Annotated in this window: 25 protein-coding genes and 1 tRNA gene; 20 read left to right on the top strand and 6 right to left on the bottom strand. The window is 61.8% G+C overall.

Annotation, left to right across the window (positions count from 1 at the left end; genetic code table 11):
• Positions 1–13: 13 nt before the first annotated feature.
• Positions 14–346, bottom strand: coding sequence for a cell division protein ZapA (zapA, locus tag D781_RS17615; RefSeq protein WP_015673685.1), 333 nt, complete (start codon positions 344–346; stop codon positions 14–16).
• A gap of 320 nt (positions 347–666) precedes the next feature.
• On the opposite strand from zapA, the gene D781_RS17610 reads away from it, so the two are divergent.
• The 7 genes from D781_RS17610 to gcvP all read left to right on the top strand — a co-directional run bounded on the left by D781_RS17610 (position 667) and on the right by gcvP (position 10,034).
• Positions 667–1,245, top strand: a complete 579-nt coding sequence (locus D781_RS17610; RefSeq protein ID WP_015673684.1) for a YecA family protein — start codon at positions 667–669, stop codon at positions 1,243–1,245.
• A gap of 49 nt (positions 1,246–1,294) precedes the next feature.
• Positions 1,295–2,608: a Xaa-Pro aminopeptidase gene (gene pepP / locus D781_RS17605; RefSeq protein WP_015673683.1), complete on the top strand. Its 1,314-nt coding sequence runs from the start codon at positions 1,295–1,297 to the stop codon at positions 2,606–2,608.
• Between the two features lies 1 nt (position 2,609).
• Positions 2,610–3,788, top strand: a complete 1,179-nt coding sequence (ubiH, locus tag D781_RS17600; RefSeq protein WP_041411869.1) for a 2-octaprenyl-6-methoxyphenyl hydroxylase — start codon at positions 2,610–2,612, stop codon at positions 3,786–3,788.
• Between the two features lie 57 nt (positions 3,789–3,845).
• Positions 3,846–5,045, top strand: coding sequence for an FAD-dependent 2-octaprenylphenol hydroxylase (gene ubiI, locus D781_RS17595; RefSeq protein ID WP_015673681.1), 1,200 nt, complete (start codon positions 3,846–3,848; stop codon positions 5,043–5,045).
• A 497-nt stretch (positions 5,046–5,542) separates the two neighbouring features.
• Positions 5,543–6,640, top strand: coding sequence for a glycine cleavage system aminomethyltransferase GcvT (gcvT, locus tag D781_RS17590; protein WP_015673680.1), 1,098 nt, complete (start codon positions 5,543–5,545; stop codon positions 6,638–6,640).
• A gap of 36 nt (positions 6,641–6,676) precedes the next feature.
• Positions 6,677–7,063: a glycine cleavage system protein GcvH gene (gcvH, locus tag D781_RS17585; RefSeq protein WP_015673679.1), complete on the top strand. Its 387-nt coding sequence runs from the start codon at positions 6,677–6,679 to the stop codon at positions 7,061–7,063.
• 91 nt (positions 7,064–7,154) lie between these two features.
• A complete protein-coding gene (gene gcvP, locus D781_RS17580) occupies positions 7,155–10,034 on the top strand; it encodes an aminomethyl-transferring glycine dehydrogenase (RefSeq protein ID WP_015673678.1) in 2,880 nt (959 codons plus the stop codon).
• Positions 10,035–10,101: 67 nt separating this feature from the next.
• Here gcvP and D781_RS17575 read toward each other — a convergent pair whose 3' ends face one another.
• Complete coding sequence (locus tag D781_RS17575; protein WP_015673677.1) at positions 10,102–10,629, bottom strand: GNAT family N-acetyltransferase; 528 nt, start codon at positions 10,627–10,629, stop codon at positions 10,102–10,104.
• Between the two features lie 49 nt (positions 10,630–10,678).
• Positions 10,679–11,359, bottom strand: coding sequence for a GntR family transcriptional regulator (locus D781_RS17570; RefSeq protein WP_015673676.1), 681 nt, complete (start codon positions 11,357–11,359; stop codon positions 10,679–10,681).
• Between the two features lie 126 nt (positions 11,360–11,485).
• Between D781_RS17570 and D781_RS17565 the strand changes: the two genes are divergently transcribed.
• From D781_RS17565 to D781_RS17550, 4 genes are read left to right on the top strand one after another with little or no spacing between them, the layout of a single operon-like run.
• On the top strand, positions 11,486–12,196 hold the full coding sequence (locus D781_RS17565) for a DUF2848 domain-containing protein (protein WP_015673675.1): 711 nt from the start codon (positions 11,486–11,488) through the stop codon (positions 12,194–12,196).
• Positions 12,196–13,545: an amidase gene (locus tag D781_RS17560; protein ID WP_015673674.1), complete on the top strand. Its 1,350-nt coding sequence runs from the start codon at positions 12,196–12,198 to the stop codon at positions 13,543–13,545. The genes D781_RS17565 and D781_RS17560 overlap by 1 nt, the downstream gene beginning before the upstream one ends.
• A 48-nt stretch (positions 13,546–13,593) precedes the next feature.
• The gene (locus D781_RS17555) at positions 13,594–14,247 is read left to right on the top strand and encodes a DUF4286 family protein (RefSeq protein WP_015673673.1); all 654 of its coding nucleotides are present in this window, start codon (positions 13,594–13,596) and stop codon (positions 14,245–14,247) included.
• Positions 14,244–15,563 (top strand): MFS transporter, encoded by a 1,320-nt coding sequence (locus tag D781_RS17550; protein WP_015673672.1) that lies wholly within the window; start codon positions 14,244–14,246, stop codon positions 15,561–15,563. Before D781_RS17555 ends, D781_RS17550 begins: the two co-directional genes overlap by 4 nt.
• Before the next feature lie 31 nt (positions 15,564–15,594).
• Here D781_RS17550 and D781_RS17545 read toward each other — a convergent pair whose 3' ends face one another.
• Complete coding sequence (locus D781_RS17545) at positions 15,595–16,203, bottom strand: HD domain-containing protein (RefSeq protein ID WP_015673671.1); 609 nt, start codon at positions 16,201–16,203, stop codon at positions 15,595–15,597.
• A 194-nt stretch (positions 16,204–16,397) separates the two neighbouring features.
• Between D781_RS17545 and D781_RS17540 the strand changes: the two genes are divergently transcribed.
• Positions 16,398–17,078: a hemolysin III family protein gene (locus D781_RS17540; RefSeq protein ID WP_015673670.1), complete on the top strand. Its 681-nt coding sequence runs from the start codon at positions 16,398–16,400 to the stop codon at positions 17,076–17,078.
• Positions 17,079–17,132: 54 nt separating this feature from the next.
• Here D781_RS17540 and ygfZ read toward each other — a convergent pair whose 3' ends face one another.
• Entirely contained in the window at positions 17,133–18,125 is a 993-nt protein-coding gene (gene ygfZ / locus D781_RS17535) for a tRNA-modifying protein YgfZ (RefSeq protein WP_015673669.1), read from the bottom strand.
• A gap of 339 nt (positions 18,126–18,464) precedes the next feature.
• Between ygfZ and sdhE the strand changes: the two genes are divergently transcribed.
• Together sdhE and D781_RS17525 are read left to right on the top strand one after the other, a co-directional pair.
• Positions 18,465–18,731: an FAD assembly factor SdhE gene (sdhE, locus tag D781_RS17530; protein WP_015673668.1), complete on the top strand. Its 267-nt coding sequence runs from the start codon at positions 18,465–18,467 to the stop codon at positions 18,729–18,731.
• Positions 18,712–19,131: a protein YgfX gene (locus D781_RS17525; RefSeq protein ID WP_015673667.1), complete on the top strand. Its 420-nt coding sequence runs from the start codon at positions 18,712–18,714 to the stop codon at positions 19,129–19,131. The genes sdhE and D781_RS17525 overlap by 20 nt, the downstream gene beginning before the upstream one ends.
• A gap of 31 nt (positions 19,132–19,162) precedes the next feature.
• Here D781_RS17525 and fldB read toward each other — a convergent pair whose 3' ends face one another.
• Positions 19,163–19,681 (bottom strand): flavodoxin FldB, encoded by a 519-nt coding sequence (fldB, locus tag D781_RS17520; RefSeq protein ID WP_041411867.1) that lies wholly within the window; start codon positions 19,679–19,681, stop codon positions 19,163–19,165.
• Between the two features lie 91 nt (positions 19,682–19,772).
• On the opposite strand from fldB, the gene xerD reads away from it, so the two are divergent.
• The 6 genes from xerD to D781_RS17490 all read left to right on the top strand — a co-directional run bounded on the left by xerD (position 19,773) and on the right by D781_RS17490 (position 26,213).
• Positions 19,773–20,672, top strand: a complete 900-nt coding sequence (xerD, locus tag D781_RS17515; RefSeq protein WP_015673665.1) for a site-specific tyrosine recombinase XerD — start codon at positions 19,773–19,775, stop codon at positions 20,670–20,672.
• Positions 20,673–20,699: 27 nt separating this feature from the next.
• On the top strand, positions 20,700–21,416 hold the full coding sequence (dsbC, locus tag D781_RS17510) for a bifunctional protein-disulfide isomerase/oxidoreductase DsbC (protein WP_015673664.1): 717 nt from the start codon (positions 20,700–20,702) through the stop codon (positions 21,414–21,416).
• A 12-nt stretch (positions 21,417–21,428) separates the two neighbouring features.
• Positions 21,429–23,159 (top strand): single-stranded-DNA-specific exonuclease RecJ, encoded by a 1,731-nt coding sequence (recJ, locus tag D781_RS17505; RefSeq protein ID WP_015673663.1) that lies wholly within the window; start codon positions 21,429–21,431, stop codon positions 23,157–23,159.
• 203 nt (positions 23,160–23,362) lie between these two features.
• Positions 23,363–24,461, top strand: a protein-coding gene (gene prfB / locus D781_RS17500) for a peptide chain release factor 2 (protein WP_015673662.1) whose coding sequence is annotated in 2 segments (ribosomal slippage) — positions 23,363–23,437 and positions 23,439–24,461 — 1,098 coding nt in all. Because the reading frame shifts where the segments join, the coding sequence is not laid out codon by codon here.
• A gap of 9 nt (positions 24,462–24,470) precedes the next feature.
• A complete protein-coding gene (gene lysS, locus D781_RS17495; protein ID WP_015673661.1) occupies positions 24,471–25,991 on the top strand; it encodes a lysine--tRNA ligase in 1,521 nt (506 codons plus the stop codon).
• A gap of 148 nt (positions 25,992–26,139) precedes the next feature.
• A tRNA-Gly gene (locus D781_RS17490) sits at positions 26,140–26,213 on the top strand.
• Positions 26,214–26,216: the final 3 nt, after the last annotated feature.

Here is a 26,216-nt window from a genome sequence, read left to right as displayed (position 1 = left end):
TCAGCAACTTACGTTATTCGAATTGTGCATCATCCTGACGGTCAGAGATGCGACCTTGTTCAAGCAGCGCCTGTTCAATGGTCTGTTGCAGCATACGGATGCGCTGTTCCATATTGGCCGCATAATCACGAGTTTTCAAGCGTTCTTGCGCAAGTTCGTGACAAACATTCAACGCGGCAATGAAAACCAGCTGTTCAGTATTTGTGACTCTAGTGCGAACTTTGAGATCTTGCAACCGCTGGTTAAGATCGTCTGCCGCCATGTTCAACGCATCTTGTTGTTCTGGCGGGCAATTCACCCTTAACGAACGGCCAAAAATTTGAATATCTACTGGTTGTGCAGACATGCCACCTTCCTGCCTAAATTTCGCGCCGGCTCCGGTCTATCGAAGCGGGGCGCCACTATATATACCTCGGCACCAAGATACAACCCCTTAAAACCCGGCATCTTATCCCGTGGTTATTCAGTAACCTGATGATAATCTACTGTGCGTTGCGGCGGCAGTCAAAAAAATAGCCAGACCGCGGCGAACGTTGCCATCATCCCGGCCAACCCTGACACAGACGGATTGCCACCGGCCACTGAAGGGGCGTGCTTATCTGGTATAACCACGGACCTTGGTGGTAGCATAACACGAACTTATCCTGCCAACGATGACGAATACGCATGTCTATACAGAATACACAGCCAAATTACTTCACTTTGTCCGCCGCGCTGAACCAGCAGGCGGTGGCGTTAACCGCGGCGGAAATGCACGGTTTAATCAGCGGTTTGCTGTGCGGCGGCAACAATGACGCCAGCTGGCGCACGCTGGTGCACGACCTGACCAATGAAGGCGTGGCGTTCCCGCAGGCGCTGAGCCAGCCGCTGCAGCAGGTGTACGATCAGATCCGCGAAACGCTGGCCGATGACGAATTTATGTTCCAGCTGATGCTGCCTGAAGGCGAGGCGGTCACGGTGTTCGAACGCGCCGATGCGCTGTCCGGCTGGGTTAACCACTTCCTGCTGGGCCTCGGCATGATGCAGCCGAAGCTGGCACAGGTGAAGGATGAAGTGGGCGAGGCGATTGACGACCTGCGCAGCATCGCGCAGCTGGGCTACGACGAAGACGAAGACCAGGAAGAGCTGGAGCAGTCGCTGGAAGAAGTGGCGGAATACGTCCGTATGGCGGCGATCCTCTGCTATAACGAGTTCAACCGCCGCCAGCCGACCGCGGTGGAAAACGTCAAACCTACGCTGCACTAAAATTCGTATCGACCGTGCGCTTCGGCCGACTTGATTTCAGGAGAAGGACATGACTCAGCAGGAATTTCAGAACCGCCGCCAGGCGCTGTTGGCGAAAATGGCGCCGGGCAGCGCGGCGGTGATCTTTGCCGCGCCGGAAGCCACGCGCAGCGCAGATTCAGAATATCCTTACCGTCAGAACAGTGATTTTTGGTATCTGACCGGTTTTAACGAACCGGAAGCGGTGTTGATTCTGATTAAGAGCGACGAAACGCACAGCCACAGCGTCCTGTTCAACCGGGTGCGCGATCTGACGGCGGAAATCTGGTTCGGCCGCCGTCTGGGGCAGGAGGCGGCGCCCGCCAGGCTGGGCGTGGACCGCGCGCTGCCGTTCGATGAAATTCATGAGCAGTTGCATCTGCTGCTTAACGGTCTGGATGTGGTGTACCACGCGCAGGGCGAATACGCCTATGCGGACCAGATCCTCTACGCCGCGCTGGATAAGCTGCGCAAAGGCTTCCGCCAGAACTTCCAGGCGCCGGCCACCGTGACCGACTGGCGGCCGTGGCTGCACGACCTGCGGCTGTTTAAATCGGCCGAAGAGCTGGCGGTGATGCGCCGCGCCGGGGAAATCAGCGCGCTGGCGCACACCCGCGCGATGGAAAAATGCCGCCCGGGCATGTTCGAATACCAGCTGGAAGCGGAGATTCACCACGAATTTACCCGCCTCGGCGCCCGCTATCCGTCGTACAACACCATCGTTGGCAGCGGTGAAAACGCCTGCATTTTGCATTACACCGAAAACGAAAGTGAGATGCGCGACGGCGATCTGGTGCTGATCGACGCCGGCTGTGAGTACCAGGGCTATGCGGGCGATATTACCCGCACCTTCCCGGTCAACGGCAGGTTCAGCGAGCCGCAGCGCGCGGTGTATGACATTGTGCTGGCCTCCCTCAACAAGGCGCTGACGCTGTTCAGACCCGGCACCAGCATCGGCGAAGTGAATGCGGAAGTGGTGCGCATTATGGTCACCGGACTGGTGGAGCTGGGCGTGATGAAAGGCGACGTCGAGCAGCTGATCGCCGAACAGGCGCACCGCCAGTTCTTTATGCACGGCCTGAGCCACTGGCTGGGGCTGGATGTGCACGACGTCGGCCATTACGGTTCGCCGAACCGCGATCGGCTGCTGGAGCCGGGCATGGTGCTGACGGTGGAGCCGGGGCTGTATATCGCGCCGGACGCCGACGTGCCGGAGGCCTACCGCGGCATCGGCATCCGTATCGAGGACGATATCGTGATTACGCCGGACGGCAATGAGAACCTGACCGCCAGCGTGGTGAAAGACGCCGATGCGATCGAAGCGTTGATGGCGGCGGCAAGATAAGATGAGCGTAATTATCGTTGGCGGCGGGATGGCCGGAGCGACGCTGGCGTTGGCGCTGTCGTCGCTGACGCAGGGCCGGGTGCGCATTGACGTGGTTGAAGCCACGCGGCCGGGCGACCGGATGCATCCGGGATTTGACGCACGCGCCATTGCGCTGGCGCAGGGCACCTGCCAGCAGCTCAGCCGCATCGGCGTCTGGCCTGCGCTGCGCGACTGCGCGACGGCGATTTCTCAGGTGCACGTCAGCGACCGCGGCCATGCCGGCTTCGTCAATCTGTCGGCACAGGACTATCAGGTCGAGGCGCTGGGGCAGGTGATCGAACTGTACGACGCCGGCCAGCGGCTGTTTGGCCTGCTGGAAAAAGCGCCGGGCGTGACGCTGCACTGTCCGGCCAAGGTGGTCGACGTGACGCGCAGCCGCGAGCAGGCCGTGGTGCAGCTGGACAACGGGCAGCGCCTGAGCGGCCAGCTGCTGGTCGCCGCGGACGGATCGCGTTCCGCGCTGGCGCGCGCCTGCAACGTGCAGTGGCGGCAGCAGGACTACCCGCAGTTCGCCACCATCGCCAACGTCACCAGCGAGCAGGATCCGCAGGGGCGCGCCTTTGAGCGTTTTACCCGTCACGGGCCGCTGGCGCTGCTGCCGATGTCGCAGGGGCGCAGTTCGCTGGTCTGGTGTCACGACCGCGACGATCGCGAGCGGGTGGATGCCTGGGACGACGCGCGTTTTCTGCAGGCGCTGCAGCAGGCGTTCGGCTGGCGTCTGGGGCGGATGCTGCAGGTCGGCAAGCGCCACAGCTATCCGCTGAGCCTGCTGACCGCGCAGCAGCACGTATCTCACCGGCTGGCGCTGGTGGGCAATGCGGCGCAGACGCTGCACCCGATCGCCGGGCAGGGCTTCAACCTGGGCCTGCGCGACGTGATGTCGCTGGCGGAAACCGTGGCGCAAGCGGCGCAGGCCGGTGAAGATCTCGGCGCCTATGCGGTGCTCGGCCGCTACCAGCGGCGACGTCAGCAGGACCAGCAGGCGACCATCGGCGTGACCGACGGCCTGATCAAACTGTTCGCCAACCGCTATGCGCCGCTGGTGGTTGGGCGTAATCTGGGCTTGATGGCGATGGAACATTTACCCGTGGTGCGCGATGCCTTCGCCAAACGCACCCTGGGCTGGGTCGAGCGCTAGGCTGACGCCCGCGATGCCGCTCCCCATTATTTAAGGCGTTTTTAAGGAATCAGCAGCATGCAATCATTCGATGTGGTTATCGCCGGCGGCGGTATGGTGGGGCTGGCGCTGGCCTGCGGCCTGCAGGGCAGCGGCCTGCGCGTGGCGGTGCTGGAGCACCGTCAGCCGGAGCAGGGCGTTCCGGAGCAGCTGGCGCTGCGCGTTTCCGCCATCAACGCGGCCAGCGAACGTCTGCTGCAACAGATTGGCGTCTGGGACGATATTCTGCAGCTGCGCGCCAGCGCCTACAATGCGATGGAAGTGTGGGACCGCGACAGCTTCGGTAAAATCGCCTTCCGCGGCGATGAGTGCGGCTTCAGCCATCTGGGCCATATTGTAGAAAACAACGTGATTCAGCAGGCGCTGTGGCGCAAGGCGCAGACGCTGTCGGACGTGACGCTGCTGACGCCGGCGGCGTTAAAACAGGTCGCCTGGGGCGAGAACGACGCCTTTATCACGCTGGAGGACGGCCGTATGCTGAGTGCGCGGCTGGTGGTGGGCGCCGACGGCGCCAACTCCTGGCTGCGTCAGCACGCCGATATTCCGCTTACCTTCTGGGACTACCGCCACAGCGCGCTGGTCGCCACCATCCGTACCGAAGAGCCACATCTGGCCACGGCGCGTCAGGTGTTTCACGGTGACGGCATTCTGGCCTTCCTGCCGTTTGGTGACCCGCACCTGTGTTCGATCGTCTGGTCAGTGGCGCCGGAAGAGGCCGAGCGGCTCAGCCAGCTGTCGCCGGAGGCGTTTAACCGCGAGCTGAGCATGACCTTTGATATGCGTCTGGGACGCTGCACGCTGGAAAGCGAGCGTCTGACCTTCCCGCTGACCGGACGCTATGCCCGCAACTTTGCCGGCCACCGTCTGGCGCTGGTGGGGGACGCGGCGCACACCGTACACCCGCTGGCCGGGCAGGGCGTCAATCTGGGCTTTATGGACGCCGCAGAGCTGATTGCGGAGCTGAAGCGCCTGCAGCGGCAGGGCAAGGATATCGGCCAGCACCTGTATCTGCGGCGTTATGAACGCCGGCGTAAACACGGCGCGGCGGTGATGCTGGCCAGCATGCAGGGGTTCCGCGAACTGTTTGACGGCAATAACCCGGCCAAAAAGCTGCTGCGCGACGTTGGCCTGCGGCTGGCCGACAGCCTGCCGGGCGTCAAGCCGAAGCTGGTGCGTCAGGCAATGGGGCTGAACGATCTGCCGGAGTGGCTGGCTTAGCGTTGCTTCGTCAGAGAGTGTGATTCACACGGGGGCGCTACCACGGCGCCCCTGTTTTTTATGCTTTCAGCCATCAATTTTCCTTATATTACCCTTCATTTGAAATAATCTAATTTAACGCCCGACAACCCATTAGTTTTTGTAATCCGGTGAAGAGGAATCACAGGCCATAACTCCTTCTGTTACAGCGTATTTGTTATATAACATCGGACATTTGCCGCTTTAATTGTTAATTTTGTGCCTTAAGACGCATTTTTCCAGTGAAAAACTCTGCACACTAGCGCGACATTTTCCCTGCCGCACAGCGCGCCGGGCCTATTTTAACTTATGGTTAAAAACGACGTTCGGTGATAAGTTCGGGTAAAGGGTATCGTTTGCGTCGTGCTGATGGGCGCCGTTTTCGCCCCGGTCTCGCACGGCATTTTAACCCCGGAACAGAGTCAGCCTGCCGCAGCGCGGCCGGGTGATGACGGGGACATGGTGAAAAGAGGGATAAGATGGCAAAGCAAACCCCACTGTATGAGCAGCACGTGGCATGCGGCGCTCGCATGGTCGATTTTCATGGTTGGATGATGCCGCTGCATTACGGCTCGCAGATTGATGAGCACCACGCCGTGCGTCAGGACGCCGGCATGTTCGATGTCTCCCACATGACCATCGTCGATTTGCACGGCGCCCGCACCCGGGAGTTCCTGCGCTATCTGCTGGCGAACGACGTTGCCAAACTCACCCAGCCCGGCAAAGCGCTGTACAGCGGCATGCTGAATGCCTCCGGCGGCGTGATTGACGATCTGATCGTGTACTTCCTGACGGAAGACTATTTCCGTCTGGTGGTGAACTCCGCCACGCGCGATAAGGATCTGGCGTGGATTGAGCAGCACGCGGCGCCGTATGGCGTAGAGCTGCGGGTGCGCGACGACCTGGCGCTGATCGCGGTGCAGGGGCCGCAGGCCAAAGAGCGCGCCGGCACTTTGCTGAGCGCCGAACAACAGCAGGCGGTGGCCGGCATGAAACCGTTCTTCGGCGTACAGGCCGGCGAGCTGTTTATCGCCACCACCGGCTATACCGGTGAAGCGGGCTATGAGATCGCCCTGCCGCAAGAGCAGGCGGCCGACTTCTGGCAGCGTCTGCTGGCAGCGGGCGTGAAGCCGGCCGGCCTCGGCGCGCGCGACACGCTGCGCCTGGAAGCCGGGATGAACCTCTATGGCCAGGAGATGGATGAAGGCGTATCGCCGCTGGCGGCCAATATGGGCTGGACCATCGCCTGGGAGCCGCAGGACCGTCAATTTATCGGCCGCGACGCGCTGGAGCAGCAGCGCGAGCAGGGCACCGAACAACTGGTCGGATTGGTGATGACGGAAAAGGGCGTATTACGTAATGAGCTGCCGGTGCGTTTCACCGATGAAGCCGGCCAGACGCAGGAAGGGGCGATCACCAGCGGCTCGTTCTCACCGACGCTGGGCTTCAGCATTGCGCTGGCGCGGGTGCCGGCCGGCATCGGCGAGCAGGCCATCGTGCAGATCCGCAACCGTGAAATGCCGGTGAAGGTCACCAAACCCGGTTTTGTACGTGCCGGTAAGTCACTGATTGATTAATTACTTTTTGATTTTATTTTGAAGGAGTCGCGGGCGATGAGCAATGTACCAACTGAACTGAAATACGCTACCTCTCACGAGTGGGTGCGCAGCGAAGGTAATGGCGAATATGTGGTGGGCATCACCGAGCATGCGCAAGAGCTGCTGGGGGATATGGTGTTTGTCGATCTGCCGGAAGTCGGCGCCACCGTTGCCGCCGGCGACGACTGCGCGGTGGCGGAGTCGGTGAAAGCCGCGTCCGACATCTATGCGCCAATCAGCGGTGAAATCATCGCGGTGAATGAAGAGCTGGACGGCTCGCCGGAGCTGGTTAACAGCGATGCCTATGGCGACGGCTGGCTGTTCCGCATCAAGGCTTCTGACGAAGCGGAACTCAGCAAACTGCTGGATGCCGCCGGCTATCAGAAGTCCATCGACGAGTAATGGTTACCACGCCCCGTACGCCGACGCGCCGGGGCGTTTTAGTTGTTAAGGCTACATCCCGTACCACGCAAGCATTCAGGAATTTGTCGCAATGACTCAGACACTCAGCCAACTTGAACACAGCGAAGCGTTCATTGAACGCCATATCGGCTCTTCTGCACAGCAGCAGCAAGAGATGCTGGAGGCGGTGGGCGCACGCTCGCTCAGCGCGCTGATCCAACAGATTGTGCCGGCAGACATTCAGCTGCCGGGGCCGCCGCCGGTTGGCGATGCGGTGACTGAACATCAGGCGCTGGCCGAACTGAAGGCGATCGCCGGCCAGAACCAGCGCTACAAATCCTATATCGGCATGGGCTACAGCTCGGTGCTGACGCCGCCGGTGATCCTGCGCAACATGCTGGAAAACCCGGGCTGGTACACCGCCTATACGCCGTATCAGCCGGAAGTGTCGCAGGGGCGTCTGGAAGCGCTGCTGAATTTCCAGACCGTGACGCTGGATCTGACCGGTCTGGATCTGGCCTCCGCTTCGCTGCTGGATGAAGCGACCGCCGCCGCCGAAGCGATGGCGCTGGCCAAGCGCGCCAGCAAGCTGAAAGGCGCCAACCGTTTCTTCGTCGCTGACGATGTGCATCCGCAGACGCTGGATGTGGTGCGCACCCGCGCCGAAACCTTCAACTTTGACGTGATCGTCGATAAAGCGGAAAAAGTGCTGGAGCTGGACGGCGTATTCGGCGTACTGCTGCAGCAGGTGGGCACCACCGGCGAACTGCACGACTACAGCGCGCTGCTGGCCGAGCTGAAATCCCGCAAGATTATTACCAGCGTGGCGGCCGACTTTATGGCGCTGGTGCTGCTGACCGCGCCGGGCAAGCAGGGCGCCGACGTGGTGTTCGGCTCCGCGCAGCGCTTCGGCGTGCCGATGGGCTACGGCGGCCCGCACGCGGCCTTCTTCGCCTGCCGCGATGAGTTCAAACGTTCGATGCCGGGCCGGATTATCGGCGTTTCCCGCGATGTTGCCGGCAATACCGCGCTGCGCATGGCGATGCAGACCCGCGAACAGCATATCCGCCGTGAAAAGGCCAACTCCAATATTTGCACCTCGCAGGTGCTGCTGGCCAATATCGCCAGCCTGTATGCGGTGTATCACGGCCCGCAGGGGCTGAAGCGCATCGCCGAGCGTATTCACCGCCTGACCGATATCCTGGCCGCCGGACTGCAGCAGGCCGGTCTGCAGCTGCGTCATGACAGCTGGTTCGATACCCTGACGGTAGAGGTCAAAGACAAGGCGGCGGTGCTGGAGCGCGCCCTGAGCTTCGGGCTGAACTTGCGCACCGACATTCACGGCGCGGTCGGCATCACGCTGGATGAAGCCACCTCGCGTGAAGACGTACAGACGCTGTTTGCGGTGCTGGCCGGCGACGGCCACGGGCTGGATATCGACGCGCTGGACGCGGCGGTCAGCGCGGCGAGCGCCTCCATTCCTGCGCCGATGCTGCGTCAGGAACCGATTCTCACCCACCCGGTGTTCAACAGCTATCACAGCGAAACCGAAATGATGCGCTATATGCATCGTCTGGAGCGTAAGGATCTGGCGCTGAACCAGGCAATGATCCCGCTGGGCTCCTGCACCATGAAGCTGAACGCCGCGGCGGAAATGATTCCGATCACCTGGCCTGAATTCTCCGATATGCACCCGTTCTGCCCGCCGGAGCAGGCGACCGGCTACCAGATGATGATTGGTCAGCTGTCCCAGTGGCTGGTGCAGTTGACCGGCTATGACGCGGTCTGCATGCAGCCTAACTCCGGCGCGCAGGGCGAATATGCCGGTCTGCTGGCGATTCGCCGCTACCACGAAAGCCGCAATGAGGCGGGGCGTCACGTCTGCCTGATCCCAAGTTCGGCGCATGGCACTAACCCGGCCTCCGCCCAGATGGCGGGCATGAGCGTGGTGGTGGTGGCCTGCGACAAAAACGGCAACATCGATCTGCACGATCTGCGGGTCAAGGCCGAACAGGCGGGCGCGGAGCTGTCGTGCATCATGGTGACCTACCCGTCCACCCACGGCGTGTATGAAGAAACCATCCGCGAAGTGTGCCAGATCGTGCATCAGTTCGGCGGCCAGGTGTACCTGGACGGCGCCAACATGAACGCTCAGGTCGGCATCACTACGCCGGGCTATATCGGCGCGGACGTTTCCCACCTCAACCTGCATAAAACCTTCTGCATTCCGCACGGCGGCGGCGGCCCGGGCATGGGGCCGATCGGCGTGAAAGCGCACCTGGCGCCGTTTGTTCCCGGCCACAGCGTGGTGCAGATTGACGGCGTAACCACCCAGCAGGGCGCGGTGTCCGCCGCGCCGTTCGGCAGCGCGTCGATTCTGCCGATCAGCTGGATGTACATCCGCATGATGGGCGCGGAAGGCCTGAAGCAGGCCAGCCAGGTGGCGATCCTCAACGCCAACTATATCGCCACCCGTCTGAAGGATGCGTATCCGATTCTGTATACCGGCCGCGACCACCGCGTGGCGCACGAATGCATTCTGGATATTCGTCCGCTGAAAGAAGAGACCGGCATCAGCGAGATGGATATTGCCAAACGTCTGATCGACTACGGCTTCCACGCGCCGACCATGTCGTTCCCGGTTGCGGGCACGCTGATGGTTGAACCGACGGAGTCGGAGAGCAAGGTGGAGCTGGACCGCTTTATCGACGCGCTGCTGTCGATCCGCGCGGAGATGGAGAGCGTGAAGCAGGGCGCATGGCCGCTGGACGACAACCCGCTGGTGAATGCGCCGCACGTGCAGGCCGAGCTGGTGGGCGACTGGCAGCATGCCTACAGCCGCGAGCTGGCGGTGTTCCCGTCCGCGGCGGTGCGTGAGAACAAATACTGGCCGACCGTGAAGCGTCTGGATGACGTTTACGGCGACCGCAACCTGTTCTGCTCCTGCGTGCCGATCGGCGAATATCAGTAACGCGTAGGCGAAGAGTGACACCCCAGGGACACCGCATTATACGGTGTCCCTTTTTTATTGGCGGCGTTCAGCAGTCGCAGACCAGATGGATATCCTCCGGCTCGCGGGCGAACAGCTCGGCATCGGGTTCGGCAAGCAGGCGACATCCCTGCGCCAGATAAAAATCGACGGTGCGCTTATTGGGGATGGAAGAAACGTACAGCCCGGCGGCGCCATGCTGCTGCAACTGCTGCAGGCAGTGCCGAAACAGCATTTTCCCCAATCCCTGACCGCGCCGCTCGGCGCTGACGTAGAAGAACAGCAGCTGGCGTAAATTTTGTTCCGGCCCGCGCGGCACGCTGTCCAGCGCCGCCGCTGCGACGATGATCTCCCGATCGAACAGGGCGAAGAAGCTGCCGCCGCGGTCAAAGCTCTCTTCATGCAGCGGCGTGTAGACTTCACGATCGTGCGGATCCCAGCCGCGGACGTCGTAGTAGTCGGCGTAGGCCTGCAGTTGTCCGTTCTGCAGCCGGTACAGCGTGGTAATTTCTTCACGGCGGTCAATCTGCCAGAGTAGCTCAAGCTGATCCCGCGCCAGCGTTATGGGCGTCGTCATGTCACGTTACTCTTATTGGGGCGGTTGCGTATCACCGCCTGACCAGCGGCTATGCATCGTGCAGCAGCGCGCTGCGGAAGGAGAGGATATGTGCCTGCGCCGCGCTTTCCGCCGCGTCCGCGTCCTGCTGCGCCAGCGCGGCGATAATCGCCCGGTGTTCGTCGATCACTTCCTGCATATGGCCCTGCCGGGAGAGCGAGGTCGCCCAGAAGCGCTGGGCGCGCGCGTGCAGCACGCTGAGAATATCCGCCAGCATGGCGTTGCCGGCGATCTGCGCCAGTGCCTGATGGAATTCATGATCCAGCGTCATCATGCGTACCCGATCGCGCGCCTGGCAGGCGGCGTCGATCTGCCGGTTGATCGCCTCCAGCCCGGCGATCTGCGATGCGCTGGCGCGCTTGCTGGCCAGCCGCATGCACAGCAGCTCATTGGCCAGCCGCACCTCGATCAGCTCCAGCGCATCGTCGATCGACAGCGGCGCCACCATCACGCCTTTACGCGGGATCACCTGCAGTAATCCCTCATTCGCCAGCCGATGGATCGCCTGATTGATCGGCGTGCGCCCCATTGCCAGATCGTCCATCACCTGCGCCGTATTCAGATATTCGCCGGGCTTGTAGCTCAGCGTCACCAGCGCCTGTTTAAAGCGGCGATAGGCCAGTTCGTTCTGCGACAGGCCGGCTTCCTCTACCGTCGGGAATTCCCGGCGCTCTGCGTCAACGGTCTTCACACTTTGCTCCTGCAACCAGAAAGTTTTTAGACATAGTACACAAAAACATGGCACGGAAATCGCTTATTTAGCAACTGAAGATATAGTGAAATTTCACTGTTATTTAACACCAAGGAAACAGATGCCATGCAACTAACCTTCACTTTACCTGAATCAGCGGGGGCTGAGGCGCTGAATGTGGCGATCGATCATCTGGTGATCGCCGGCTGGACCGGACGCGACCACGAGGCCATTTTGCACCACATCAGGGAGCTGGCGGCGCTGGGCGTGCCCCAGCCGAGTGCAATCCCGCTGTTTTATCGCGTGGCGGCCAACCAGCTTAGCCAGAGCGCCAGCGTCGAGGTGGTCGGCGGCGCCAGCTCCGGCGAAGCCGAACCGCTGATCTTTATCCACCGCGGTGAGCTGTACGTGTCGCTGGCCTCCGATCACACCGACCGTCAGCTGGAGGCGCACAGCGTTGCGCTGTCGAAGCAGCTGTGCGTCAAGCCGGTCGCCACGGCGGCCTGGCCGTTGCATGAGGTGGCGGAACACTGGGACAGCTTAATTCTGCGCGCCTGGATCTATGAGGAGGGGGAGTTCCGCCTCTACCAACAGGGCACGCTGGCCGGCCTGCGCACGCCGGGGGATTTGCTCGAGCGCTATCTGGGCGGCATGCAGACGCCGGAATGCCTGACGATGCCGCAGCCGCCGGAAGGGTTGGCGATGACCTGCGGCACCCTGGCGGCGATTGGCGGCATCCGCCCGGCGGCGGAGTTCCGTATGGAGCTGGTGGACGAGGTATTGGGGCGCACCATCAGTCACGCTTATCGCAGCATTGAATTACCGGTGGTGGCGTGATGGAAAACTGGACATTACGCCAGGCCGCTGCCGCGCTGGCCTGCGGCGATGTGACGTCTGAACGGCTGACCGCCGCCGCGCTGGCGCGGATTGACGATCCGCAAGGGGAAGGGGCGCGCGCGTTTATCAGCGTCTATCACGACTGGGCGCGCCGGCAGGCGCGGGATGCTGACCGCCGGCGTGCGGCCGGGCAGCATCTCTCCGCACTGGACGGCGTGCCGGTGTCGGTGAAAGACCTGTTCGACGTGGCGGGCGAAGCCACCCGCGGCGGTTCACGGGCGCTGGCGCACGCGCCGGCGGCGCAGCGTCATGCGGCGGTGGTGCAGCGGCTGCTGCAGGCCGGCGCGGTGGTGATCGGTAAAACCAATATGACCGAATTCGCCTATTCCGGCCTGGGCATTAACCCGCACTACGGCACGCCGGCCAACCCGTGGCGACGCCAGGAGCGGCGCATTCCCGGCGGCTCTTCATCCGGCGCGGCGGTGGCGGTCAGTGACGGCATGGGCTTTGGCGCGATTGGCAGCGATACCGGCGGTTCGGTGCGCATTCCGGCGGCGTTCTGCGGCCTGACCGGCTATAAGCCCAGCGCCAGCCGCATCGATATGGCGGGCGTACAGCCGCTGTCACCGTCGCTGGACTCCGTCGGCGTGATTGCCCACGGCCTGGAGGACTGCATCGCGCTGGACGCACTGATTGCGCAGCAGCCGCTGCAGCCGCTCGCCCGGCCGCTGGCGCAGGCGCGTTTTGCGCTGCCGCAGACGCTGGCGCTGGATGATCTGGACGCGGCGGTATCCACGGCGTTTCAGCGTGCGCTGCGTCAGCTGAGGCAGGCGGGCGCGCAGATTGACGCCCTGCCTTGCGACGAGTTTGCCGAACTGGCGGCGATCAACGCCAGCGGCGGCTTTACCGCGCTGGAGTCCTGGCAGTGGCATCAGACGCTGATTGCCGAGCAGGCGGCGGCTTACGACCCGCGGGTGCTGTCGCGCATCCGTCGCGGCGCGGCGCTGGGCGACGAGGACGGCAACCGGCTGCGGGAGCAGCGGCGCGACTGGCAGCGGCGGGTGACGGCGTCGCTGCAGGGCTACCATGCGCTGCTGATGCCCAGCGTGCCGTTTGTCGCGCCGACCATCGCCGAGCTGGAGGCGGACGAGGCGCTCTATTTCCGTATCAACGGCGCTGCGCTGCGCAATCCCTCCATCATCAATTTCCTGGACGGCTGCGCCGTGTCGCTGCCGATTCAGCCGCCGGGCGAGGCGCCGGTGGGGCTGATGGTCGCCGGCCTGACGCAGCAGGATGAAGCGCTGCTGGGCTGGGCGCTGTCCATTGAGCGCTGCCTGGCCGGCGCATAACCTTCGGCGGGCGCGCCCGCCTCATCAATGAGCTAATAGGAGAGTCCCATGACCGGAACCCCGAACGGAATGCTGTTTGTCGCCACCGACGTTGCCGCGCAGGATGAGGCGGAGTTCAACCGCTGGTATGACCGTGAACACGTAGAGGAACGGGTGCGCATCGACGGCTTTTTAAGCGGCGCGCGCTATCAGGCGCTGCAGGGCGGGCGCAAATATCTGGGCCTGTATAAAACCGTCTCGCTCGACAGTTTTACCTCGCCGGCCTATCACGCGGCGTTCACCCGGCAAACGCCGTGGTCGGTGGCCAGCCTGGACAAAATGGTGAACCCGATGCGGCGGGTCTGCGCCGTGCAGGCAGTGACCGGCTTCGGCAGCGGCAGCCATCTTGGCGTGATCGCGCTGCCGACGGCCGACGCCGCGGCGTTAACGCAGCGCGTCCGCCAGCTCGGTGAGGCGCTGTCCGCCGAGGCGGGTTTTGTCTGCAGCAGCCTGCTGCTGCCGGATGCGGCGCTCAGTACGCCGCTGCCGAAAGAAGCGCCCGATAACCGCACGCTGTCGCCGATGCTGCTGATTGAGAGCAGCAGCGCCGCGGCCGGCGAACGTCTTAACGCGCTGGCCTGTCAGCGGCTGGATATCGCCGCAGAGTCCGCATTGCGCTACGCCCTTGGCTGGCAACTCACCGCACAGGAGCTGAAATCATGAACACTTCAACCACCGATGCGCCGCTGGATAACGCGGCCCAGCGCAGCGAGAGCGCGCCGAACACCGGCAAACTGGCGGCGGCCAGCTCCATCGGCACCGCGCTGGAATGGTACGACTTCACCGTTTACAACATTATGGCGGCGCTGATTTTTAATCACGTTTTCTTCCCCTCCTTTGACCCGCTGGTGGGCACCATCCTGGCGTTTTCCACCTATGCGGTCGGCTATGTTTCGCGGCCGATCGGCGGCATGGTGTTCGGCCACCTGGGCGACGTGCTCGGCCGGCGCTTTGTGCTGGTCACCACGCTGCTGATTATGGGCGGCACCACCGCGCTGATGGGCATGCTGCCCGGCTATGCCAGCTGGGGCATCTGGAGCCCGCTGCTGCTTGTGACGCTGCGCTTTATTCAGGGTATCGCGCTGGGCGGCGAATGGGCCGGCGCGGTGCTGCTGGCGATGGAGCACGGCAAACCGCAGCAGCGCGGACGCAACGCGTCGTTCGCCCAGGTCGGCCCCTCCTGCGGAACGCTGGTGGGCACCGGGTTTATCACCGTGGTGACGTTGGCGATGTCGGCGGAGGATTTCCAACAGTGGGGCTGGCGCATTCCATTCCTGCTGAGTCTGGCGCTGGTGGCGTTCGGCCTGTGGCTGCGGCGCGGCGTGGGCGAGACGCCGGCGTTTCTGCAATTGGCGGCGAACCGCGATGTGACGCATGCGCCGCTGCGTGAGGTCTTCAGCCACCATAAACGTCCGCTGCTGATTGCCGGCGGCTCACGCATCGGCTCCGACGTGCTGTACGCGCTGGTGGTGGTGTTTACGCTGACCTATGTTACGACGGTGTTGAACCTGCCGCGGCCGCTGGCGCTGGCCGCCACCATGTTAGGCGCGGTGGGCAACGCGATAACGGTGCCGCTGTTCGGCGCGCTGTCCGACCGTCTGGGTCGCCGGCCGGTGTATATCGGCGGCGCGCTGGCGGGGGTCGTCTGGGCCTTTGCGTTCTTCGTGCTGCTGGACAGCACCCAGCCGGTGCTGATCTGTCTGGCGGTGGTGGTGGGGCTGCTGATCCATGCGGCGATGTACGGCCCGCAGGCGGCGTTTGTCACCGAACAGTTTCCGACGCGCGTGCGCTATGCCGGCTCGTCGCTGGCCTACACGCTGGCGGGGATTGTCGGCGGCGGCTTTGCGCCGCTGATTATCACGTCGCTGTACAAATCGTATGACAGCACGCTGGCGATCTCGGCCTATGTAACGCTGACGCTGTTGATCACCCTGTGGGCGGTGTGGGCGGCCAGGGAGACCGCCCATAAGCCGCTGTAATGCCGACGCCGGGCGCAGGTCCGGCGCGTTATTACTTCAGCCAGCCTTTGCGCTGCGCGTCCTGCAGGTGGTGCAGCAGGTGTTGCCACAGCTCCGGATAGACCTCGGCAATCATCTCGTTGCGCGACAGCACCTGCTCCAGCGAGATGCCGTTCTCCACCCAGCTTTGCCCCTCATTATGCAGGTTCATCAGCATCGGCATGGTGCGATCCAGCACCAGCGCAAAGCGCGCGTCGGCGGTTTCGGCATCTTCATATTCCTGCCATAAAGCGGTGAAATACTCGCGCTGTGGCTCCGGCAGCATGCCGAACAGGCGACGCGCGGCGGCGACTTCCTGATCGTGCACGGCGGCGCGGGCCGCCAGGTCGTACACCAGCACGTCGCCGGCGTCGATTTCAACGATGTCATGCAGCAGCGCCATCTGGATGACGCGCTGGATATCAACGTCCTTGCCGGCGTAAGGCGCCAGGCTCATGGCGGCGATGGCGAAGTGCCAGCTGTGCTCGGCGGAGTTTTCCTGACGCTGGGTGCCCAGCACCTTGGTGCGGCGCTGAACGCTTTTGAGTTTGTCGATTTCCATCAGGAACCGGATGACTTCGGTCATGGCGCCAAATTCTAATGCGGGTACGGCAGATGACATGGTACAGCCTCGGTGTAGGTGACGTTAAAACCCAGCGATTGTAGACCAGCGTCGGGGGGATTTCGATATTTTCAGCATGTTACAAGCGTTCACATTTTTATTTTAGCGTACACGTGTACACTGGAATTATTCTCAGTTAAGCTGCTTTTGCGTTAATTGCGAGCAATGCAGACGTTTTTGAGGGCTGGAATATTATGGGTAAAACGGACGTGGCGAAAGCCGGGACGCAGGCGGAAAATACGGCGAAATCAGCCTATCCATGGGCGGAAGAGATCGCCAACAGCGTCAGTCACGGCATTGGTTTGGTCTTTGGCATCGTCGGCCTGGTGCTGCTGCTTGGCCAGGCGATCGACACCGGCGCCGGCGCGACGGCGATCACCAGCTATAGCCTGTACGGCGGCAGCATGATCCTGCTGTACCTGGCCTCAACGCTGTACCACGCCATTCCTCATCAGAAGGCCAAACACTGGCTGAAAAAATTTGACCACTGTGCGATTTACCTGCTGATTGCCGGCACCTATACGCCTTTTCTGCTGGTGGGGCTGGGGTCGCCGCTGGCGCGCGGGTTGATGGCGGTTATCTGGGGCATGGCGCTGCTCGGCGTGCTGTTCAAGCTGGCGTTCGCCCACCGCTTTGAGGCGCTGTCGCTGGTGACCTATCTGACCATGGGCTGGCTGTCGCTGATCGTTATCTACCAGTTGGCGACGCGGCTGGATATCGGCGGCGTGACGCTGCTGGCGGTCGGCGGGGTGGTGTACAGCCTGGGGGTGATTTTTTACGCTTCCAAGCGCTGGCGCTTCGGGCATGCCATCTGGCACGCCTTCGTGCTGGGTGGCAGCGTGTGCCACTTTATGGCGATTTATCTGTACGTCTGAGGTGGTTTGCCGCCCGGCCGCGCGCACTGAGCAACGCGGCCGGGCGGGCGAGGATTACTTCTCTTCGACCAGCGAGTAAGGCAGCGGCATGATGCTGAGCTCGCCGCCGGCATCCTCGCGCAGCCGCAGCGTGCTGTCCGCCTCCAGGTCGTTATTCAGCACTGCCTGCACCCACAGCGTACCGTCGGCCAGTTGGCTGGCGGCCAGCACGGTGCCGGTACGGCGCCAGTTCTCCCCCAGCTGCAGTTCCAGATCGTCCGCCGCGGCCGGCACCCGGCTGCCTTTCCCCGCCAGCCAGTACAGCGCGCGCTTGTTGGCGCCGCGGAACTTGGCGCGCGCCACCATTTCCTGACCGGTATAGCAGCCTTTGCTGAAGCTGATGCCGTCCAGCGCCTGCAGGTTGGTGGCCTGTGGGATCAGCTGCGCGCTGGTGGCCGCGTCGATAATCGGATAGCCGGCTTCGATATCCAGCGTCAGCCACTGACGGCTGTCGTTTTGTTCGGCCTGCTGCTGCAGGCGGCTGACCAGCCGTTCGGCGACCGCCGCGCTGGTGACCAGCAGAAAGCGCTCCGCCGGCTGGCTGAAGTGCAGCAGCGTGGTGTCGCCGTCCTGCGCCACCGGATGCTGTGCATCGGGCAGCTGGCTGAAGACGTCCGCCAGCGCGGCGCGCGCCTGGAAGCCGGCCACGCCGAGCAGCACCGCGTCGTTATCGGCGGCGATGGTCACTTTTGAGAACACCGCATATTTTTTGATCTCCGCCAGCTGGCTGTCCAGCAGGCTGCGGCGCTCCAGATAGGCGAAGCCCTCACCGCGCCGGAACAGGCGCAGGTTGCTCCACATTTTTCCCTTGGCGTCGCAGTGCGCGCAGAGAACGTGCTGGTCGTCCGCCAGCGCCTCAACGTCGGCGGTAACCTGCCCCTGCAGGTATTTCACCGTGTCGGGGCCATTCATCGTCACCAGCGCCCAGTCTTCCAGCGAAATCAGCGTCAATGGCAGATGGGAAGAGGCGGAAGGCTGACGAGGTGGAAAAGGAGTCGTGAACGTCATAGTCGGTTCCTGATTTACGTTATATCCGGCCGGGTTCACCGTGGTGGCCGTCGCATGATGCCGGATATCCAGCGTGCCTGAAAGAGTCGTTCCTCCATGGTAAAAGAGGGCGCAGGCTTTGCAAACAGTTATTCCGCCGCAGCGCTTTTTTTGACATTTCGCGCTAACATTCTTCCCGCCGTGTATGTCAAATTGTTACTCTATACGTTTATGGCTCATGCTACCCTTGCACGTCGTTCGTGAGCCGACGGAATTATATTGCGCGTGTGTTGCCATACGGTGTGTCGGTTGAACCCTATGCTGGCTTTGCCACGCTGAACAGAGGTTGGTCATAACAACATGGATATTAATAACAAAGCGCGTATTCACTGGGCTTGCCGCCGGGGAATGCGTGAACTGGACATCTCCATCATGCCGTTTTTCGAGCATGAGTACGATTCATTGAGCGACGACGACAAGGCGCTGTTCGTGCGTCTGTTGCAGTGCGACGATCCTGACCTGTTTAACTGGCTGATGAATCATGGCGCCCCGCAGGACGCCGAACTGCAGAGAATGGTGACGCTGATCCAGACGCGAAATAAAGATCGTGGCCCAGTGGCGATGTGATGTCCGCATCTCCTGGCGTACTCAGCTTGTCTCGTTGTTGGCGCATGGCGCGCTGATACTGCTGATTCTGATCTCGCCGTGGCCGGAGAGTTACGACCCGATCTGGCTGCTGCTGCTGACGCTGGTGGTTTTCGAATGTATTCGCAGTCAGACGCGTATTGCTTCGCGTCAGGGAGAGCTGCGTCTGCTTTCCGCGCCGCAGCGGGTAATTTGGCAGGGCAAGGAGTGGCGGCTGGCCCGCCGCCCCTGGATGCTGCGCTGCGGTATGCTGCTGACGCTGCAGGCGAGCGGCAAACGCAAACGCCGCCGGCTGTGGCTGGCGTCGGACTGTATCAGCAGCGCCGAGTGGCGGCAGTTGTGCCAGCGGATGCAGCTGGCCGAGGATGAGTCTGAAGGCTAGGTTCGGGGGGCGCAGAGGCGCCCCTCGACGGTTACAATAGCGGTTCCATCTCCAACAGGATCTGTTCGCACCATTGCTGCAGACGATCTTCGCTCATCTCATACTGGTTGACATCATCCAGCGCCAGGCCGACGAAGCGTTTGCCGTCGGCGGCCAGCGGTTTCGGGCTGGTGAATTCAAAACCGTCGGTCGGCCAGAAGCCGATAAACTGTACGCCGAGCGGTTTCAGGTGATCGTGCAGCATGCCCAGCGCGTCGAGGAACCATTCGCCGTAGCCGAACTGGTCGCCCATGCCGTACATGGCGACGATTTTACCTTTCAGATCGAGCGTGGCGAGTTGCGGCCAGACCGCTTCCCAGTCCTCCTGCAGCTCGCCGAAATCCCAGGTCGGGATGCCGAGAATCAGTACGGAATAGTCTTCCATCAGCGTGGGGGAGACGTCTTTCAGATTATGCAGGTCGACCAGATCCTCACCCAGAATTTCACGGATTTTTTCCGCCGCCATTTCGGTGTAGCAGGTGCTGGAGCCGTAAAACAGACCAATCTTCATGTTTAAACCGTTATGTTGCCGTTCATGGAATTGCAACCAGTGTACCATAAGGCATAATGCCGCAGGTTGAATCAAATTAAGAGGGGTTGGCGTGCAACGGCAGGAGAATGCGCTGGTTGAGCAATTTTTAGATGCGCTGTGGCTGGAACGTAATCTGGCTGAGAATACGCTCGCCTCTTATCGTCTGGATCTGCAGGCGCTGACGGCCTGGCTGGCCGGGCGCGGCCGCACCCTGCTGGACGCCGAGGCGCTGGACCTGCAGGCGTTTCTGGCCGAGCGGGTGGAAGGCGGCTATAAGGCGAGCAGCTCCGCGCGGCTGCTGAGCGCCATGCGGCGGCTGTTCCAATATCTGTACCGGGAAAAGCAGCGTGCCGACGACCCGACCGCGCAGCTGGCCTCGCCCAAGCTGCCGCAGCGCCTGCCGAAGGACCTGAGCGAGGCGCAGGTCGATGCGCTGCTGCAGGCGCCGTGCGTCGATCAGCCGCTGGAGCTGCGCGACAAGGCGATGCTGGAAGTGCTGTACGCCACCGGCCTGCGGGTGTCCGAACTGGTCGGCCTGAGCATCAGCGACGTCAGCCTGCGCCAGGGCGTGGTGCGGGTGATCGGCAAGGGCGACAAAGAGCGGCTGGTGCCGTTGGGCGAAGAGGCGGTGTACTGGATCGAAAATTATCTTGAACACGGCCGGCCGTGGCTGGTGAACGGGCAGGCGCTCGACGTGCTGTTCCCCAGCCAACGCTGCAAGCAAATGACCCGGCAGACCTTCTGGCATCGTATCAAACACTATGCGATCCTGGCCGGCATCGATAGCGAACGTCTGTCTCCGCACGTGTTGCGCCACGCGTTCGCCACCCATCTGCTGAACCATGGCGCAGATTTACGTGTCGTACAAATGTTGCTGGGGCATAGCGACCTCTCCACGACGCAAATTTACACGCATGTAGCAACCGAACGACTGAAACAGCTACATCAACAGCATCACCCGCGCGCCTGAGGCACCGGGTTCGAAAGGAATGGAAGAATGAAAAAAGGTTTAATGCTGCTCTCCCTGCTGGTGGCTTCGGTGACCGGTTCCGCACATGCCGACGATGCGGCGATCAAATCGGCGCTGGGCAGCCTGGGCATCAAACAGGCTGACGTTCAACCCTCTCCGGTGGCGGGGCTGAAAACCGTGCTGACCGACAGCGGCGTGCTGTACGTCTCTGAAGACGGTAAGCACGTGCTGCAGGGGCCGCTGTATGACGTCAGCGGCAAAGAGCCGGTAAACGTGACCAATAAGCTGCTGGGCGGCAAGCTGGACGCGCTGAAAGACCAGATGATCGTCTACAAGGCGGCGAAGGAAAAACACGTGATCACCGTGTTTACCGACATCACCTGCGGCTACTGCCACAAGCTGCATCAGCAGATGAAAGAGTATAACGATCTGGGCATCACCGTGCGTTACCTGGCGTTCCCGCGTCAGGGGCTGAATTCCCAGGCGGAAAAAGACATGCAGTCTATCTGGTGCACCGCCGATAAGGCCAAGGCGTTTGACGCGGCGATGAAGGGCGACGCGGTGTCGCCGGCGACCTGCAAAACCGATATCAGCAAACATTATGAGCTGGGCGTGCAGTTCGGCATCCAGGGGACGCCGGCCATCATCCTGCAGAACGGCATGGTGATCCCGGGCTATCAGGGGCCGAAAGAGATGGCGGCGATGCTGGACGCGCATCAGGCCGCGCTGCAAGCCGGCGGTTAATGGCCGGTGAGTATGATTAAAACCCAATTACGCCGCCGTGAGGCGGTGGGCGACGTGCAGCTTTCCGCTCAGCTGCACCCTTTGCTGCGCCGGCTGTATGCGCTGCGCGGGGTCAGCGAAGAGCGGGAACTGGAACGCAGCGTCAAAGGCATGCTGCCGTGGCAACAGCTGGACGGCATCGACGCGGCGGTGGATATTCTGCAGCAGGCGCTGGCGGACGGCCGGCGCATTATGATCGTCGGCGACTTTGACGCCGACGGCGCCACCAGCACCGCGCTGACGGCGCTGGCGCTGCGCAGCATGGGCGGTGGCGACGTGCAGTATCTGGTGCCGAACCGCTTTGAGGACGGCTACGGCCTGAGCCCGGAAGTGGTGGAGCAGGCGGCGGCGCGCGGCGCCGAGCTGATCGTCACCGTGGATAACGGCATCTCTTCCCATGCCGGCGTTGAGGTGGCGCATGCCAAAGGCATGCAGGTGCTGGTGACCGATCACCACCTGCCGGGCGAGACGCTGCCGGCGGCCGAGGCGATCGTCAACCCCAACCTGCGCGGCTGTGCGTTTCCGTCGAAGGCGCTGGCCGGCGTCGGCGTCGCGTTCTATCTGATGCTGGCGCTGCGCGCCCGGCTGCGCGACAGCGGCTGGTTCGAACAGCGCGCGCTGGCGATGCCGAATCTGGCCGAACTGCTGGATCTGGTGGCGTTAGGCACCGTGGCCGACGTGGTGCCGCTCGATGCCAATAACCGTATTCTGGTGTATCAGGGGCTTAACCGCATTCGCGCCGGCAAGTGTCGGCCCGGCATCCGCGCGCTGCTGGAGGTGGCCAACCGCGAGGCGCGCAACCTGGCGGCCAACGATCTGGGCTTTGCCCTCGGGCCGCGGCTGAATGCGGCGGGGCGACTGGACGACATGTCGATCGGCGTGGCGCTGCTGCTGAGCGATGACATTGCGCAGGCGCGCATGCTGGCTAACGATCTGGACGCGCTGAACCAAACGCGCCGCGAGATAGAGCAGGGCATGCAGGTTGAAGCGCTGCAGCTGTGCGACCAGTTGGAGCGCAGCAGCACGGCTCTGCCTTACGGCCTGGCGATGTACCATCCGGAGTGGCATCAGGGCGTGGTCGGCATTTTGGCCTCGCGCATCAAAGAGCGTTTTCACCGCCCGGTGATCGCGTTCGCGCCGGCGGGCGACGGCATTCTGAAAGGCTCCGGCCGCTCGATTGCCGGCCTGCATATGCGTGATGCGCTGGAGCGGCTGGACACGCTGAACCCCGGACTGATGATGAAGTTCGGCGGACACGCGATGGCCGCCGGCCTGTCGCTGGAAGAGGCGCGCTTTGACGAGTTTCGTCAGCGCTTTGGCGAACTGGTGGGCGAGTGGCTCGATCCGGCGATGCTGGAGGGCGTAATCTGGTCCGACGGTGAACTGGCAATGCAGGAGCTGACGCTGGAAACGGCGGAGCTGCTGCGCGAAGGCGGGCCGTGGGGGCAGGCGTTCCCGGAGCCGACGTTCGACGGCAAGTTCCGCATTCTGCAGCAGCGGCTGGTGGGCGAGAAGCACCTCAAGCTGATGGTGGAGCCGCTGGGCGGCGGCCCGCTGCTGGACGGCATTGCGTTCAACGTGGACACCACGCTGTGGCCGGACAGCAGCGTGCGCGAAGTCGAGCTGGCTTATAAGCTGGACGTCAACGAATTCCGCGGCAACCGCAGCGTGCAGCTGCTGATTCAGCACCTGTGGCCGCGCTGAGGCGCAGCAAAAGATAACATCCAGGGGCGCCGCACGGCGCCCTTATTTTTCCCTGGATAAACGCTATAAACTGTGGTCTGGATCCGTTAGAATTAACGGTTCTATGGCGATTGGGTCGCCTATATTCTCTCTGGTTCACGCCGCATTGCGCCGGCTCCCTTGCCGGGGGATATACAACCTCTAACGAAAGAACGCGAAAAACCATGTTTGAAATTAATCCGGTAAAAAACCGTATTCAGGACCTGTCTGAGCGTACCGCCGTTCTTAGGGGGTATCTTTGACTATGATGCCAAGAAAGAACGCCTGGAAGAAGTAAACGCCGAGCTGGAGCAGCCAGACGTGTGGAATGAGCCTGAGCGCGCACAGGCGCTGGGTAAAGAGCGCTCGGCGCTCGAAGCCATCGTTGAGACCATCGACGGCCTGCAACAGGGTGAGGAAGACGTCCTCGGCCTGCTGGAGCTGGCGGTGGAAGCCGACGATGAAGAAACCTTTAACGAAGCCGTGGTTGAGCTTGATCAACTGATCGTCAAGCTGGAACAACTAGAATTTCGTCGTATGTTCTCCGGCGAATACGACAGCGCCGACTGCTACCTGGACATTCAGGCCGGGTCGGGCGGTACTGAGGCGCAGGACTGGGCCAGCATGCTGCTGCGCATGTACCTGCGCTGGGCCGAGGACAAGGGCTTTAAAACAGAAATTATCGAAGAGTCTGACGGTGACGTCGCGGGGATCAAGTCCGCTACCATCAAGATTATCGGCGACTACGCCTTTGGCTGGTTGCGTACTGAAACCGGCGTTCACCGCCTGGTGCGCAAGAGCCCGTTCGATTCCGGCGGCCGTCGCCACACCTCGTTCAGTTCGGTGTTTGTTTACCCGGAAGTGGACGACAATATTGATATCGAAATCAATCCGGCGGATCTGCGCATCGACGTTTACCGCGCTTCCGGCGCGGGCGGCCAGCACGTGAACAAAACCGAGTCTGCGGTGCGTATTACCCACCTGCCGACCAACATCGTGGTGCAGTGCCAGAACGACCGCTCACAGCATAAAAACAAGGATCAGGCATTCAAACAGCTGAGGGCGAAGCTGTATGAATTCGAGATGCAGAAGAAAAATGCTGATAAGCAGGCGATGGAAGACAACAAGTCCGATATCGGTTGGGGCAGCCAAATCCGCTCTTATGTGCTGGATGACTCCCGGATCAAGGATTTGCGCACCAGCGTAGAAACGCGTAACACGCAGGCCGTATTGGATGGCGACCTGGATAAATTCATTGAGGCAAGTTTGAAAGCCGGGTTATGAGGAACAAAAATGTCTGAGCAACAACCACAGAGCGCCGATCAGGCGTCGGATCTCAATAACGAGCTGCAGTCACGCCGTGAAAAACTGGCGGCGCTGCGCGAGAACGGCATTGCGTTCCCGAATGATTTCCGTCGTGACACCACGTCCGACAAGCTGCACGCAGCATATGATGATAAAGACAACGAAGAGCTGGAAGCGCTGGGCGTAGAAGTGACCGTCGCCGGGCGTATGATGACCCGCCGCATTATGGGCAAAGCCTCTTTCGTCACGCTGCAGGACGTTGGCGGCCGCATTCAGCTGTACGTCGCGCGCGACGATCTGGCGGAAGGCGTGTACAACGAACAGTTCAAGAAGTGGGACCTGGGCGATATTCTCGGCGCGCGCGGCAAGCTGTTTAAAACCAAAACCGGCGAGCTGTCGATTCACTGCACCGAGCTGCGTCTGCTGACCAAGGCGCTGCGCCCGCTGCCAGACAAGTTCCACGGCCTGGCCGATCAGGAAACCCGCTATCGTCAGCGCTACCTGGATCTGATTGCCAACGAAGAATCACGTCACACCTTCAAGGTGCGTTCCCGCATCATGTCCGGCATCCGCAACTTTATGGTGGGCCGCGACTTTATGGAAGTGGAAACCCCGATGATGCAGGTGATCCCAGGCGGCGCGTCCGCGCGTCCGTTTATTACTCACCACAATGCGCTGGACATCGATATGTACCTGCGTATTGCGCCGGAGCTGTATCTGAAGCGTCTGGTGGTTGGTGGTTTTGAGCGCGTGTTCGAGATCAACCGCAACTTCCGTAACGAAGGCGTATCGCCGCGTCACAACCCAGAGTTCACCATGATGGAACTCTATATGGCGTACGCGGATTACAAAGATCTGATTGAGCTGACCGAGTCGCTGTTCCGCACGCTGGCGCAGGACGTACTGGGCACCACCAAGGTGCCGTACGGCGATGAAGAGTTCGACTTCGGCAAGCCATTCGAAAAACTGACCATGCGCGAGGCGATCAAGAAGTATCGTCCTGAAACCGACATGGCGGACCTGGATGACTTCGACAAGGCGAAGGCGATTGCCGAGTCTATCGGCATCAAGGTAGAGAAGAGTTGGGGTCTGGGCCGCATAGTGACCGAGATCTTTGAAGAGACGGCGGAAAGCCATCTGATTCAACCAACCTTCATCACCGAATACCCGGCGGAAGTTTCCCCGCTGGCGCGTCGTAACGATGAGAACCCGGAAATTACCGACCGCTTTGAGTTCTTCATCGGCGGCCGTGAAATCGGTAACGGCTTCTCCGAGCTGAATGATGCGGAAGACCAGGCGCAGCGCTTTGCTGACCAGGTTGCCGCGAAGGATGCCGGCGATGACGAAGCGATGTTCTACGACGAAGACTACGTGACCTCTCTGGAACACGGCCTGCCGCCGACGGCTGGCCTGGGCATCGGTATCGACCGTATGGTTATGCTGTTCACCAACAGCCATACCATCCGCGATGTTATCCTGTTCCCGGCGATGCGTCCGACTGCCAAGTAACCGACAGCCACCTTGATCAACCGGTGCGGGCAACCGCGCCGGTTTTTTTACGCCCAACGATAACTAACCGCTTAAAACATCGGCAGTTATGCGTTAACTCCGCTTGCCCGCCGCCCAGAAGCGGTTATAATGCCAAACGCACACCTAAGCGGGTGTAGTTCAATGGTAGAACGGCAGCTTCCCAAGCTGCATACGAGGGTTCGATTCCCTTCACCCGCTCCAATC

The organism is Serratia sp. FGI94, from assembly GCF_000330865.1.
Classification (GTDB): Bacteria; Pseudomonadota; Gammaproteobacteria; order Enterobacterales; family Enterobacteriaceae; genus Serratia_B; species Serratia_B rubidaea.
The sequence above is the reverse complement of the archived record's forward strand: the minus strand, read 5'-3'. Positions and strand labels throughout refer to the sequence as shown.